This window comes from Pannonibacter sp. Q-1 (assembly GCF_054073275.1).
The window spans coordinates 482,564-495,287 of sequence record NZ_JBSXNB010000004.1 but is presented as its reverse complement, the minus strand read 5'-3'; the positions used below and the strand labels follow the sequence as shown (position 1 = coordinate 495,287).

Genomic DNA, 12,724 nt, shown 5'->3' with positions numbered 1-12,724 from the left:
CTTCGAGGTGCTGCCCGTGCGGATGGGAAACGGCATGGGTGCCATGGTCAAGCCATGGCATGACGGAGTGTTTGGGTGGCCCGGAGTGTCAGAACCGGCGCTGCGGCCTTGCGCCGTCCTGCCGTCTTGCGCCGTCCTGCCGCCTTGCCAATGACCACGCCGTCATCACGCGAAAACCCCTCCGCTTTCGTCATGCCATGGCTCGACCATGGCATCCACCCCGATGCGTCCCTGCACATTGTGCGCGGGATTGGGCCCCTGTGACGATGAGACCCTTCGAGGTGCTGTCCGTGCGGATGGGGAACGGCATGGGTGCCATGGTCAAGCCATGGCATGACGGAGTGTTTGGGTGGCCCGGAGTGTCAGAACCGGCGCTGCGGCCTTGCGCCGTCCTGCCGTCTTGCGCCGTCCTGCCGCCTTGCCAATGACCACGCCGTCATCACGCGAAAACCCCTCCGCTTTCGTCATGCCATGGCTCGACCATGGCATCCACCCCGATGCGTCCCTGCACATTGTGCGCGGGATTGGGCCCCTGTGACGATGAGACCCTTCGAGGTGCTGTCCGTGCGGATGGGGAACGGCATGGGTGCCATGGTCAAGCCATGGCATGACGGAGTGTTTGGGTGGCCCGGAGTGTCAGAACCGGCGCTGCGGCCTTGCGCAGTCCCGCCGCCTCGCCAATGACCACGCCGCCTTCGCGCAAAAAACCTCCGTTTCCGTCATGCCATGGCTCGACCATGGCATCCACCCCGTTGCGTCCCGGCATGTTGTGCGCTGGATCGGGGCTCTGTGACGATGAGACCCTTCGAGATGCTGGCCGTGCGGATGGGGAACGGCATGGGTGCCATGGTCAAGCCATGGCATGACGGAGAGAAGGGAGGGTCGGAGTGTCAGAACCGGTGCTGCGGCCTTGCGCCGTCCTGCCGTCTTGCGCCGTCCTGCCGCCTTGCCAATGACCACGCCACCATCACGCGAAAACCCCTCCGCTTTCGTCATGCCATGGCTTGACCATGGCATCCACCCCGATGCGTCTCAGCGAGTTGTGTGCGGGATTGGGCCCCTGTGACGATGAGACCCTTCGAGGTGCTGCCCGTGCGGATGGGGAGCGGCATGGGTGCCATGGTCGAGCCATGGCATGACGGAGAGAGGGGAGGGGCGGGGCGTCAGAACCGGTGCTGCGGCCTTGCGCCGTCCTGCCGTCTTGCGCCGTCCTGCCGCCTTGCCAATGACCACGCCACCATCACGCGAAAACCCCTCCGCTTTCGTCATGCCATGGCTTGACCATGGCATCCACCCCGATGCGTCTCAGCGAGTTGTGTGCGGGATTGGGCCCCTGTGACGATGAGACCCTTCGAGGTGCTGCCCGTGCGGATGGGGAGCGGCATGGGTGCCATGGTCGAGCCATGGCATGACGGAGAGAGGGGAGGGGCGGGGCGTCAGAACCGGTGCTGCGGCCTTGCGCCGTCCTGCCGTCTTGCGCCGTCCTGCCGCCTTGCCAATGACCACGCCACCATCACGCGAAAACCCCTCCGTTTCCGTCAAGCCATGGCATGACGGAGTGAGGGGAGGGGCGGGGCGTCAGAACCGGCACTGTGCTCAATTCATTCGCCGCAACCTCCCAAAAACAACAGCGCCCCGTTCCATCGCTGGAAAGGGGCGCTGCCGTTTGCTTCGGTCAAAATTCCGGGCTGATTACCAGCCGGCGAGAACCGCGCCGTGGAACGTGTCTTCGACGAACTTGCGCACTTCGTCGGAATTGTAGGTTTCCACGAGGGTCTTCACCCAGGCGGCGTCCTTGTCCTGCGTGCGCACGGCGATGAGGTTCACGTAGGGGCCCTTCGGGCTTTCGCGCAGGATCGGGTCCTTGACCGGATCAAGACCGGCTTCCTTGGCATAGTTGGTGTTGATGCCGGCGGCATCCACATCCGGCAGCGAGCGCGGCAGCTGGGCGGCGTCGATCTCGACGATCTTCAGCTTCTTCGGGTTCTCGACGATGTCGGCGATGGAGGCCTTGACGCCTGCATCTTCACGCAGCTTCAGCACGCCCGCGTCATCCAGCAGCAGCAGCACGCGGCCGCCGTTGGTCGGATCGTTCGGGATGGCAACCGTCGCGCCTTCCGGCAGGTCGGTGATCGCCTTGTGCTTCTGCGAATAGACGCCGATGGGGAAGTTGACCGTGAAGGCCACATCCGTCAGCTGATAGCCGCGGTCGGCCACCTGGTTGTCGAGATAAGGCTTGTGCTGGAAGGAGTTGGCCTGCAGATCACCGGCGTTCAGCGCCTCGTTCGGCACCACATAGTCGGAGAATTCGAGGATCTCGATGTCGAGGCCCTTGGGCGCAGCAAGGCGCTTCACTTCTTCCATGATCTGGGCATGGGGGCCGGGGGTGACGCCGACCTTGATCGTCTCGGCAAAAGCCGGGGCGGCAGCGAAGAGGGTGAGGGCAGCAACGGCGCCGGTCAGGGACGCGGCAATGGACTTGAAGAGCATGTGAGCACTCCGGTTCTGGGAAAGGACAAGCGGAAACTTCAATGCCGGGCGCGCTTGTCGAAGCGCCGGGCAAGGCTGTCGCCAAGGCTTTGCACGCCTTGTACGAGAAGGATGAGCACCAGCACGACCGCCAGCATCACGTCGGGCATGAAGCGCTGGTAGCCGAAGCGGATGCCGAGATCACCCAGGCCGCCGCCACCAACGGCGCCGACCATGGCCGAATAGCCGATGAGGCTGACGGCGGTGAAGGTGAGGGCATGGGTGATGGCAGGCAGCGCTTCGGGCAGCAGCACCTTGCGCACGATCTGCAGTGGCGTTGCCCCCATGGCGCGGGCCGCCTCGATCAGGCCCTGATCCACGCCCCGGATGGCGCCTTCGATGACGCGGGCAACGAAGGGCGTCGCGCCGATCGTCAGCGGCACGATGGCCGCCGTGGTTCCGATGGAGGTGCCCGCGATCAGCCGGGTCAGCGGCACGATGGCCACCACCAGAATGATGAAGGGCGTGGAGCGCGCCGCGTTGACGATGAGGCCCAGCACCGCATTGAGGGCAGGGGCGGCGAAGAGCTCGCCCTTGCGGCTGGTGGCCAGAAACACGCCCAGCGGCAGGCCGATGGCCGTTGCCAGAAGGCCGGAAACGGCAACCATGTGAAGGGTTTGCAGCAGGCTGTCGAAGATCAGCTTGAGAATGTGCGGCGGCAGGAAATCAGGCAACATAGCCAAGCACCTCGCTGGTCAGGCCGTGGGAGCGGGCACCCGCCTCAACGGCGGCAAGGGTTTCAGGTGCGGCATCGACGCTGACGACCAGCTGGCCATAGGTTTGGCCTGCGATCTGGTCGATCTTGCCCTGCACGATGGACAGGTCGAGCCCCAGCGTGCGCGAGAAGTGGCTGATGAACGGGCTCTGGCTGCCTTCACCCTTGAAAATGAGGCGCACCAGCGCCTGCCCGCCGGGCTGGGGCGCGCTCTGCAACTTCGCGCGCAGATGTTCCGGCAGCACGGCGCCGGTCACGGCGGAGACGAAGCTGCGGGTGGTGGGGTGCTGCGGTTCGGTGAAGACATCGAAGGTGCGGCCATGTTCAACGATCTGGCCGCCGTCGATCACCGCGACTTCATCGGTGATGGCGTTGATCACGCTCATCTCGTGGGTGATGAGCAGGATGGTGAGACCTAGCTCCCGGTTCACCTGGCGCAGCAGGTCAAGAATCTGGTCTGTCGTCTCCGGGTCCAGCGCCGAGGTCGCCTCGTCGGAGAGCAGCACCTTGGGATCTGTGGCGAGAGCCCGGGCGATGCCGACGCGCTGCTTCTGGCCGCCGGAGAGTTCGCCCGGATACCGGTCTGCCTTGCCGTCGAGGCCGACAAGATCCAGCAGCGGGCGCACCCGCCGTTCGATCTCGGACCGGCTGGCGCCGATGATTTCCAGCGGCAGGGCGGCGTTGTCGAACACGGTGCGCCGGGCCAGCAGGTTGAAGTGCTGGAAGATCATGCCGATGGAGCGGCGCTCGGCGCGCAGCGCGGCTTCGCTCAGCTGCGTCAGATCGGTGCCATCGACGATCACCGCGCCCCGGCTGGGACGCTCCAGCCCGTTGACGAGGCGGATCAGGGTGGATTTGCCGGCGCCCGAACGCCCGATGACGCCCAGAATGCGACCGCGCCCGACGGACAGGTCAATGTCCTTCAGCGCCTCGACGGCAGCATGGCCACTGCGGGCCGGATAGATCTTTGCCACACCCTTGATCTGCACCAGAGGCGCCGGGCTGCCATCCGCCGGCGCGGAGGCAAGACTGTGCGGATCGGGCGGATTGGATTGCATGTTCACGGGGTCAGAACCTGTTGGGAGGGCCGCCCGCAACGCCTTGGAAGGGGCGTGAGGACGGATTGTGACGCTAATATCCCAGAGCCGGGCCAGCAGCGCGAGGGACCGGGTCATCTATATCGCCTCAATTCCGGATCGGCTTGGCCCAATTTGGAAAATACGGGGAAAAAATTTTCAGAACGGTCCCCGGGGGCTTCGTTCAGGCACGGGGGAAACTCCCCGGGGCGCGGCCGGGTGTTCTAACGTGTATGATATGCCGCACTCCCGGCAGAAGCGGCGGTGGGATTCATGCATGAAGATTTATATGATTAATTCTCTGGTTTCGGCGCGCCGGCAGCTGCAATCCTGCCCCGTCTGTGGCATACAGTTGCGGAGCGGTTTATTTTCCCAAGCGAAATAATTCTGATTAATTTTTTTAATCTGTACATTTCTTGATTTTTCCGACGTATTTCAATTTATGAAAATTTTTTCCTTGTATATGTAGCGTTGTGGATTTCAAGTAATTGGCCTTTATTCGCGTTCTTTTGATTTTTTATTTGAGTTGATGCTTGTTGCGGTTTCAATATCGATATTGATTGTTCAAAATATCCTGATATGGCTGTCTTTATTCCGTTGGGGGAGAAGAGATAACCGTGAACAGTGCCGTAAGATCTATTGTCGGCAGGATCATGCGATTACGAGGTGATCGCAGAGGGAATGTCGTCGTCATATTCGCCTTGCTTGCATTGCCCTTGATTGCTGCCATCGGTGTTGCTGTTGATTATGGCTATGCCGTCACGGTGCGGACGCAGTTGCAGGCTGCGGCAGATGCGGCTGTGATGGCGGTGGCAAGGGAAGTTTCGCAGACCAGGGATCAGTCCAAGGCAGCGGAGCTGGGGGCCACGGTGCTTCAGGCCAATCAGGAGAATTGGCTCATCAGCAGCGATGCTGCCGTTCATGCGGTCCACTTTGAATCCGGCTCTGTCCAGGTGACCGTCTCCGCTCGTGTCGAGACCCATTTTTTGCGCGTTCTCGGGCGCAACACTCTGGAAGTGAGTGTGCTTGCCGAAGCGGGGCTGGGCGGCGCCAACCCCTGTATCATCGTCAAGTCTCCGTCCGCCTCCCAAGCCTTCGTTGTCAATGGGGGCGTGAATATTGCGGCAAAAGAATGCGAGATACACGTCTGGTCTACTGCGTCTCCTGCCGCCATTCTCAATGGTGGGTCAAGCATAAACGCCGCGCGGATCTGTCTGCGCGGGGACCGGATCATTCATAATGGCGGGACTTACAGCAATCTCGAGCGGAACTGTTCCCCTCTTGCCGATCCTTATGAGGGCCGGATCAGCGCTCCGGCCAGCACGCAATGCACGCAGTGGCACGGCAACTTCAATGGCCCCAGTGTCAGCCTGTCGCCCGGTGTCTATTGCGGCTGGTTCAACTTCAATGGCTCGCCTTCGGTGACCTTTCAGCCGGGCCTCTACGTCATCAAGGACGGAGGATGGAACGTCAATGGCGGCGTCTGGCGCGGGGATGGTGTTACCTTTTATTTTGCCGACACCTCGAAAATTCAGTTCAACTCCGGCATGGATATCGTCCTGAGCGCGCCGAAGAGCGGGCCTTACGCCGATATTCTGTTCAGCGAGAAGCCGGGCCTGTCATCCTCGCAGTTCATATTCAACTCGACCGTCAGAGAAAACTTCAAGGGCGTGATCCACCTGCCCAGCCGGGATGTCACCTTCAATGCCAGTTCAGATGTGCAGGGCGAACAGTTCCTGCTGGTCGCCAACACGCTGGTGCTGAACTCGATCAACTGGGTGCTGAAGCCCCTTCAGTCAGGCGGTGGCGGCAGCGGCGGCTACATAAGCCGGTAATGCCTGCTCCCGGTGAGACCCGCACCGGGAGCAGCTCCAGCCCGCGCAAACGCCTGAGCCTTATCCTCATTTTGCCCTCAGCCGGGGATGGGGCGTAATCCGGGCTCGACAGGGCGGGTGCGGCGCGGCAATGTCTGGCGCATGTGCCGGCGGGGTGATGCCTGATGCGGCGGTGGTGACGTTGTTCCGGCGGAAAGTCCTGACTTGATTGCTCTGCGCCCAATCCTGAGTGTTCTCGGCTTTCTCTACGCCGCTCTTGCGACGGCCATGCTGGTGCCGGCCATGGTGGATGTGGCCAGCAAGAATGCCGACTGGCAGGCCTTTGTCTTTTCGGCCTTTCTGACCAGCCTTGCGGGCACCTTGCTGGCTCTCGCCATGCGCGGCACGCTGCGCCGGGGGCTGAACATGCGCCAGACCTTCGTGCTGACGGTGATGGCCTGGGTGACGCTGCCCGCCTTCGGCTCGCTGCCGTTCCTGTGGCTCGGCATCGGCTATGCCGATGCCATGTTCGAGGCTGTCTCCGGCTTCACCACCACGGGGGCCACCATTCTGGAGGGGCTGGATTCCCTGCCGCCGGGGCTGCTCGTCTGGCGCTCCATGCTGCAGTGGATGGGCGGCGCCGGGATTGCCATCATGGCCGTGGTGCTGCTGCCTTTCCTGAGGGTCGGCGGCATGCAGCTGTTCCAGACGGAAGTGGCGGACCGCACCGAAAAGATCGTGGCGCGCTCGGTGCAGCATATCCGGCTGATCGCCGGCTGCTATCTGCTGCTCACCTTCGCCTGCGCGCTCGCCTATGCGGCGGCCGGCATGGAGACCTTCGACGCGGTGAACCACGCCATGGCCACGGTGGCGACCGGGGGCTTTTCAACGCGCGATGCCTCCTTTGCGGCCTTTGCGGACATGCCGGCGGTGGTCTGGACGTCCGTTTTCTTCATGATCCTTGGCGCGCTGCCCTTCGTGCTGATCGTCCAGGCGCTGCGCGGGCGGCCGCTGCGGCTCTGGACCGATCCGCAGGTGCGTGCCTTCCTTTTGTTCATGGCCGTGGTGACGCTGGGCCTGACCGTGCATCTGGGCGGCACGCAGGATCTGGTTTTCCACGAAGCCTTCAGAAAAGCGGCCTTCACGGTGGTGTCGATCACCTCCACCACCGGCTTTGTGCTGACCGATTATCAGGCCTGGGGCAGCGCGGTGGCCGGTCTCGTCTTGATGCTGTGCTTTGTCGGCGGCTGTACGGGCTCGACCTGCGGCAGCATCAAGATCTTCCGCTATCAGGTGTTCTTCGGCACGGTGCGCTCGCATCTGCGCAAGATGGTGCGGCCCAACCGGGTGACGCCGGAATATTTCGGCCGCACCCGGCTGACACCCGAGCTCTCCTTCTCGGTTCTGTCCTATCTCATCGTCTATATTGGCGCAGTCGGCGCGGTCACTCTGGCGCTGTCCGTGTTTGATCTGGGCGCCATGACGTCCTTCTCCGCAGCGGCCAGTGCGATTGCCAATATTGGCCCGGGGCTCGGCCCGGTTGTCGGGCCCGGCGGCAGCTATGCGTCGGTGCCGGACGGGGCCAAATGGGTGCTGAGCGTTGCCATGCTGCTGGGGCGTCTGGAGCTTCTCACCGTGCTGGTGCTGCTCGACCGCGATTTCTGGGCAAACTGAAAGGCAGAAAATGGACTTCGAAAAGCCACTCGTTCGCGGGCGTCTGGTCAAGCGCTACAAGCGGTTTCTGGCGGATGTGGTGCTGGACAGCGGCGAGGAGATCACCGCCCATTGCGCCAACCCCGGCTCGATGCTCGGCCTCAATGCGCCCGGCTCGCTGGTCTATCTGTCCCGCTCGGACAATCCGGCCCGCAAGCTCGCCTGGTCCTGGGAGATCATCGAGGCGGACGGAGCGCTGGTCGGCATCAGCACGGCCCATCCCAACCGCTTGGTGGAAGAGGCGCTGCTGGCCGGGCTCATCCCGGAGCTTTCCGGCTTTGCCGGCCTGCGGCGGGAGGTCAAATACGGCAAGAATTCGCGGATCGACATCCTGCTGGAAGGGGCGGACGGCGGGCTCACCTATGTGGAGGTGAAGAACGTCCATCTGATGCGTCAGCCCGGTCTTGCCGAATTTCCCGATTCAGTGACGGCGCGCGGGGCCAAGCATCTGGTGGAACTGGAGGATATGGTGCGCGCCGGGCACCGGGCGGTGATGGTCTATCTGGTGCAGCGGCCCGATTGCAGCGAGCTGGATTTTGCTGCCGACATCGATCCGGCCTATGCGGCGGCCCTCAGACTGGCCATGGCAGGCGGTGTCGAGGCTCATGCCATCGGCTGCGAGGTGACGCCGGAGTTCATCCGCGCCACCCGCAAGGTTGCAATCCGTGCCTGATACCAACTCTCGATGAGCCCGGCTCATCGGGAGTTGGTCAAGCCCGTGCGGCGCTTGCGCATCTGCAAGGCGTGATGCGTCAGCATCTCAGAGCCTTGGTATGACGAAGCGGACCGGGGCAAATGGCGTCAGCTCGGCAGGGCGAAGTCCTGCTGCGCGCCGCCGGCGACCGGGGCATTGGCAGGGGCCTGCAGCACAACGATCTTCGTGCCGTTGGGCACGCGGTTGTACAGGTCGATCACGTCCTGGTTGATCATGCGCACGCAGCCGGAGGAAACGGCGGTGCCGATCGTCCAGTATTCTGCCGTGCCGTGAATGCGGTAGAGCGTGTCGCGGCCGCCTTCGAAGATATAGAGCGCGCGGGCGCCCAGCGGATTGTCGAGGCCCGGTGCCATGCCGTTGCGGAACTCTTCCAGCTCCGGCTGACGGGCGATCATCTCCGACGGCGGCGTCCAGCGCGGCCATTCGCGCTTATAGGCAATGCGGGCCGAACCGCCCCAGGTGAAGCCGGCGCGGCCGATGCCGACGCCATAACGCATGGCCTGTCCGCCTTCCATGGTCAGATAGAGGTAGCGGTTGGGCGTGTCGACAATGATGGTGCCGGTCGGCTCAGGGCTCTGATAGGGCACGATCTGACGGAAGTACTGCGGCTTGACGCGACGCAGATCCGCCGCCGGGATCGGGAACTGCTCGTTCGGCATCGGGCCGTACATCTGCAGATATTCCGGCGGAATGTGGCTGTAGGAGGGAGCTGCGCCCTCGTAGCCATCACGGGCGAGGCCGGGCGAGGGGACCGGCTGGACATAACGGGTGTTACAGCCGGCAAGAAGTGTTGCCGAGGCGGCAACCAGAAACCGGCGACGGGAAAGCAGCATTTAAAACCTCAATTCTGATCTGGAGCCGGCGGCATTGTGCTGCACGGGCGCGGCTCCTGGCGACAAGCTCCCCGATTCAACTTTCCGGGGGCTTAATCCGTTCCATTTTCACGAAAAGTTTGATGAACGGGGTTTGGGGGGCGGGTCGTCCTGGCGGGCGGGAGGATCGCCATAAGGCTCCGGCGCTCCCAGAAACAGCGTTCCGGCGGGCACGCTCACCCGTTGCGGCTGCTCCTGCAGGGGAAAGCCCATGATGCCGGTGCACAGCATGATCTTGCAGGGCGCGCCCTGACCGGGCAGAACCGGCGCCCCGTCGTCCGGGGTGCTAGCCTTGGGGGTGACGCTGGCGATGACCCTGTAGGGCGCAGGCTGGAGAGCCTCAAGACTCACCAGTCCCGCCCTCACAAAGGCGGAATGGGCTTGCGTCGGGCGCATTACGGCAAGAGCCAGCACCAGCATCACAAGTGCCGGAGCGAGCGCCAGAATCGCCAGATTTCCTCTCAGGGCCGTCATCATGGTCCCCTCATTAAGGGGGAATGTGGCAGCGAGGGGGCGGGTGAAGCCAAATCACCGTGACCGGCGGAGGAGGCGCAGCACGATCGCATCACTGTGGCAAAAAGGGCGCAGATACACTTGGGGCGCAGACACGTGCCTGCGCCCCCATGCTTTCAACTGGTGCCCGGTCAGCCGGCGGTCGTCTTGGCCAGCGGCGGCTGGAACTGCCAGCCCATGTCCCAGGGGAAATAGATCCAGGTGTCCTGCGACACTTCCGTCACGAAGGTGTCGACCAGCGGGCGGCCCATCGGCTTGGCATAGACGGTGGCAAAATGCGCCTTCGGCAGCATTTCGCGCACGACGCGGGCGGTCTTGCCGGTGTCGACCAGATCGTCGATCACCAGCACGCCGCTGCCTTCGCCCTCATCAAGGCCGATGACGCGCGGGTCGATCGGTTTGATCACCTGCAGCGAGCCCTGGTTTTCGTAGTCGTGATAGCTGGCGACACACACCGTTTCGATGGTGCGGATGCCGAGCTCACGGGCCACGATGGCGGCCGGCACAAGGCCGCCGCGGGTGATGCAGACAATGGCCTTCCATTCGCCCTGACCGGACAGGCGCCAGGCAAGGGCGCGGGCGTCGCGGTGGAACTGGTCCCATGAGACGGGGAAGGCTTTCGGCTGGTCCGGGTTTTCCATGGAGGTCTTTTCCTGTTCAGGCATTGCTGAGGGCGGCAGCGACGGCAGCTTCCACGGCCTCGGTTGCGCGGTTCAAGGGGTCTTCATCACGGGCGCGGATCACGAGCTGGGTCGAGTAGCGGCCGTCCTGATTGCGGGGATAGGAACCGATCACCGTTTCGGGATGGTCCTTCTGGATCTGGCGCAGGGCATCGGCGATGCGGCTTTCGGGCAGGGGGGCATCGACACTGCGCGACAGGATCTTGCGGCCGGCGCGCAGGGTGGGCACCACCGCGTCCAGCATGGCCTGCATGATGTTGGGCACGCCGGCCATCACATGCACATTGCCGATGCGGAAGCCGGGGGCCTTGGACACCGGGTTTTCGATGAGGTCTGCGCCGGCCGGGATGCGGGCCATGCGCTTGCGCGCATCGGTGAACTGGCCGGGCGCGTAATGGGCCTCGAGAATGGCCATGGCGCGCGGATCGTAGTCAATGCTGACGCCGAAGGCCTTGGCGATGGAATCGGCCGTGATGTCGTCGTGGGTCGGGCCGATGCCGCCGGAGGTGAAGACGTAGTCGTAGCGGCTGCGCAGGGCATTGACCGCCTCGACGATCCGCTCCTCGTCGTCCGGCACGACGCGCACTTCGCGCAGATCGATGCCGGTCATGGTCAGCACATCCGCCACATGGCCGATGTTCTTGTCCTTGGTCCGCCCGGAGAGGATCTCGTCGCCGATGACGAGAAAGGCGGCGGTCACGATGTCATTGGGCTTGTCGCTCTGCATGGCCTGTTGCCTTTCCGGGCCTTTTACCTTCAGGGATTGCCCGGCTGCTGGCAGCATCCATGCCGGGAAAAACGCTTTATCTCAGGTTTACGGCGCGCTCAAGCATGTGCAGGCGGGCGCCAGCCATAGATCCAGTCCATCCGCTGCAGCAGCGACTGCGGCGAGGACAGGCGCAGCACCGTGTCGCGGGCCAGCGCGGCGGGCAGACCAAGGTGGTAGATGGTGGAATTGGTGGCCGCAGTCTGCTGCACCTTGGCCGAGCGGGGCTGGCGCTCGCGCACATAGGCCTGAAGCGCGGCGGCGGGCTGATCCGGCCGGGCGGCCAGATGCTGCGCGAGAACGATGCCATCCTCGATGGCCATGGCCGCGCCCTGCGCCGCGAAGGGCAGCATGGCATGGCAGGCATCCCCCAGCAGGGCGATGCGGCCTTTCTGCCAGATGCCGCCTGCATCGACGGCCCGCAAGGCCCAGCGGAGCCATTCATCCGGCAGCCGCAGCAGGTTCTGGGCGGGTTCAGGCCATCCGGCAAAGCGCTGCAGCAGGTTTTCCTTGCTGGCCGGTTCCGACCAGCCCGGTGCATCCCAGTCTTCTTCCACCAGCGCGACCAGATTGAACTCCCGTCCCTGCCGCAGCGGATAGTGAACAAGATGCGCCTTCCGGCCGAACCAGATGCCGGATCCGGCCAGAAACTGCGGCGGGATCAGGCTGGCCGGCACGGTTGCCCGGTAGGCGGTGCGGCCGGAGAAGACGGGAGCAGGGCCGTTGAGGATCGTCTGGCGTATTGCGGAACGCACGCCATCGGCGCCGATCAGGGCGTGGGCTTCCAGCGTTTCGGGGGGAGTGGCCCCTTGTGCCAGTGTCACCTGCAGCTTGCCGCCTTCCTTGGAGACCGAGGACACGCGGGTGCCCAGACGCAGGGAAATGGCCGGCATGGCATGGACCGCGTCCAGCAAGGCACGCTGGATATCGGCGCGGTGGACCAGCAGATAGGGCGCGCCGTAGCGGTCAGCGGCGGTGGGGCCAAGCGGCACATGGGCAAGAGTGCCGCCGTGCCTTGCGCTGCGGATCGTCAGTTCCTGCGGTTCGAAGGCATGGCTGCGCACCGCATCCAGCACGCCAAGGGCGGCGAGCACATGCGTGGCATTGGGGGAAAGCTGGATGCCTGCACCCACTTCCTCAAGCCAGGCGGCCTTTTCGGCCAGGATGACGGAAAAACCTTTTTGTGCCAGCGCGAGGGCGGCGGTCAGCCCGCCGATGCCCGCTCCGGCTATGATGACGGGATGCGTCATGGCCGCTCCTGACCCGAAAGGGGACGCCGGATCAGCGGCGCCCGGCGGGCACCGCAGAAAGATACATCAGCCGGTCAGGCT

14 protein-coding genes are annotated in these 12,724 nt (G+C 63.9%); 3 read left to right on the top strand and 11 right to left on the bottom strand.

Annotated elements, in window-relative coordinates; translation table 11 throughout:
• Positions 1 to 47: 47 nt before the first annotated feature.
• From ACVNHC_RS13780 to ACVNHC_RS13755, 6 genes are all read right to left on the bottom strand, one after another.
• Entirely contained in the window at positions 48 to 194 is a 147-nt protein-coding gene (locus tag ACVNHC_RS13780; protein WP_457167587.1) for a hypothetical protein, read from the bottom strand.
• A 127-nt stretch (positions 195 to 321) separates the two neighbouring features.
• Positions 322 to 468: a hypothetical protein gene (locus tag ACVNHC_RS13775; protein ID WP_457167587.1), complete on the bottom strand. Its 147-nt coding sequence runs from the start codon at positions 466 to 468 to the stop codon at positions 322 to 324.
• Positions 469 to 595: 127 nt separating this feature from the next.
• The gene (locus ACVNHC_RS13770) at positions 596 to 766 is read right to left on the bottom strand and encodes a hypothetical protein (RefSeq protein WP_457167586.1); all 171 of its coding nucleotides are present in this window, start codon (positions 764 to 766) and stop codon (positions 596 to 598) included.
• Positions 767 to 1,692: 926 nt separating this feature from the next.
• Entirely contained in the window at positions 1,693 to 2,490 is a 798-nt protein-coding gene (locus tag ACVNHC_RS13765; protein WP_050472735.1) for a MetQ/NlpA family ABC transporter substrate-binding protein, read from the bottom strand.
• Between the two features lie 38 nt (positions 2,491 to 2,528).
• Positions 2,529 to 3,206: a methionine ABC transporter permease gene (locus ACVNHC_RS13760; protein WP_019966460.1), complete on the bottom strand. Its 678-nt coding sequence runs from the start codon at positions 3,204 to 3,206 to the stop codon at positions 2,529 to 2,531.
• On the bottom strand, positions 3,196 to 4,302 hold the full coding sequence (locus ACVNHC_RS13755; RefSeq protein WP_457167712.1) for a methionine ABC transporter ATP-binding protein: 1,107 nt from the start codon (positions 4,300 to 4,302) through the stop codon (positions 3,196 to 3,198). The genes ACVNHC_RS13760 and ACVNHC_RS13755 overlap by 11 nt, the downstream gene beginning before the upstream one ends.
• A 635-nt stretch (positions 4,303 to 4,937) precedes the next feature.
• On the opposite strand from ACVNHC_RS13755, the gene ACVNHC_RS13750 reads away from it, so the two are divergent.
• The 3 genes from ACVNHC_RS13750 (at position 4,938) to sfsA (ending at position 8,520) form a co-directional block, all read left to right on the top strand.
• Positions 4,938 to 6,155, top strand: coding sequence for a pilus assembly protein TadG-related protein (locus ACVNHC_RS13750; protein ID WP_457167585.1), 1,218 nt, complete (start codon positions 4,938 to 4,940; stop codon positions 6,153 to 6,155).
• 204 nt (positions 6,156 to 6,359) lie between these two features.
• Positions 6,360 to 7,808, top strand: coding sequence for a TrkH family potassium uptake protein (locus tag ACVNHC_RS13745; RefSeq protein ID WP_247647826.1), 1,449 nt, complete (start codon positions 6,360 to 6,362; stop codon positions 7,806 to 7,808).
• Positions 7,809 to 7,818: 10 nt separating this feature from the next.
• Positions 7,819 to 8,520 carry a DNA/RNA nuclease SfsA gene (gene sfsA / locus ACVNHC_RS13740; protein ID WP_457167584.1) on the top strand — a complete coding sequence of 234 codons (702 nt, stop codon included), beginning with the start codon at positions 7,819 to 7,821 and terminating at the stop codon, positions 8,518 to 8,520.
• Between the two features lie 128 nt (positions 8,521 to 8,648).
• Here sfsA and ACVNHC_RS13735 read toward each other — a convergent pair whose 3' ends face one another.
• The 5 genes from ACVNHC_RS13735 to ACVNHC_RS13715 form a co-directional block, all read right to left on the bottom strand.
• Positions 8,649 to 9,395: a L,D-transpeptidase gene (locus tag ACVNHC_RS13735; protein WP_457167583.1), complete on the bottom strand. Its 747-nt coding sequence runs from the start codon at positions 9,393 to 9,395 to the stop codon at positions 8,649 to 8,651.
• Between the two features lie 108 nt (positions 9,396 to 9,503).
• Entirely contained in the window at positions 9,504 to 9,911 is a 408-nt protein-coding gene (locus ACVNHC_RS13730; protein WP_457167582.1) for a hypothetical protein, read from the bottom strand.
• 167 nt (positions 9,912 to 10,078) lie between these two features.
• Entirely contained in the window at positions 10,079 to 10,588 is a 510-nt protein-coding gene (gene gpt, locus ACVNHC_RS13725) for a xanthine phosphoribosyltransferase (RefSeq protein WP_019966479.1), read from the bottom strand.
• Between the two features lie 16 nt (positions 10,589 to 10,604).
• Positions 10,605 to 11,354: a competence/damage-inducible protein A gene (locus ACVNHC_RS13720; protein WP_094461921.1), complete on the bottom strand. Its 750-nt coding sequence runs from the start codon at positions 11,352 to 11,354 to the stop codon at positions 10,605 to 10,607.
• 98 nt (positions 11,355 to 11,452) lie between these two features.
• Positions 11,453 to 12,643, bottom strand: coding sequence for an FAD-dependent monooxygenase (locus ACVNHC_RS13715; RefSeq protein ID WP_457167581.1), 1,191 nt, complete (start codon positions 12,641 to 12,643; stop codon positions 11,453 to 11,455).
• Positions 12,644 to 12,724: the final 81 nt, after the last annotated feature.

What these genes read in the sequence shown, in the direction of transcription:
- ACVNHC_RS13780 (WP_457167587.1), bottom strand. Translation starts at nt 194, where the DNA reads ATGACGAAAGCGGAGGGGTTTTCGCGTGATGACGGCGTGGTCATTGGC.
- ACVNHC_RS13775 (WP_457167587.1), bottom strand. Translation starts at nt 468, where the DNA reads ATGACGAAAGCGGAGGGGTTTTCGCGTGATGACGGCGTGGTCATTGGC.
- ACVNHC_RS13770 (WP_457167586.1), bottom strand. Translation starts at nt 766, where the DNA reads ATGCCGGGACGCAACGGGGTGGATGCCATGGTCGAGCCATGGCATGAC.
- ACVNHC_RS13765 (WP_050472735.1), bottom strand. Translation starts at nt 2,490, where the DNA reads ATGCTCTTCAAGTCCATTGCCGCGTCCCTGACCGGCGCCGTTGCTGCC.
- ACVNHC_RS13760 (WP_019966460.1), bottom strand. Translation starts at nt 3,206, where the DNA reads ATGTTGCCTGATTTCCTGCCGCCGCACATTCTCAAGCTGATCTTCGAC.
- ACVNHC_RS13755 (WP_457167712.1), bottom strand. Translation starts at nt 4,302, where the DNA reads ATGCAATCCAATCCGCCCGATCCGCACAGTCTTGCCTCCGCGCCGGCG.
- sfsA (WP_457167584.1), top strand. Translation starts at nt 7,819, where the DNA reads ATGGACTTCGAAAAGCCACTCGTTCGCGGGCGTCTGGTCAAGCGCTAC.
- ACVNHC_RS13735 (WP_457167583.1), bottom strand. Translation starts at nt 9,395, where the DNA reads ATGCTGCTTTCCCGTCGCCGGTTTCTGGTTGCCGCCTCGGCAACACTT.
- ACVNHC_RS13730 (WP_457167582.1), bottom strand. Translation starts at nt 9,911, where the DNA reads ATGATGACGGCCCTGAGAGGAAATCTGGCGATTCTGGCGCTCGCTCCG.
- gpt (WP_019966479.1), bottom strand. Translation starts at nt 10,588, where the DNA reads ATGGAAAACCCGGACCAGCCGAAAGCCTTCCCCGTCTCATGGGACCAG.
- ACVNHC_RS13720 (WP_094461921.1), bottom strand. Translation starts at nt 11,354, where the DNA reads ATGCAGAGCGACAAGCCCAATGACATCGTGACCGCCGCCTTTCTCGTC.
- ACVNHC_RS13715 (WP_457167581.1), bottom strand. Translation starts at nt 12,643, where the DNA reads ATGACGCATCCCGTCATCATAGCCGGAGCGGGCATCGGCGGGCTGACC.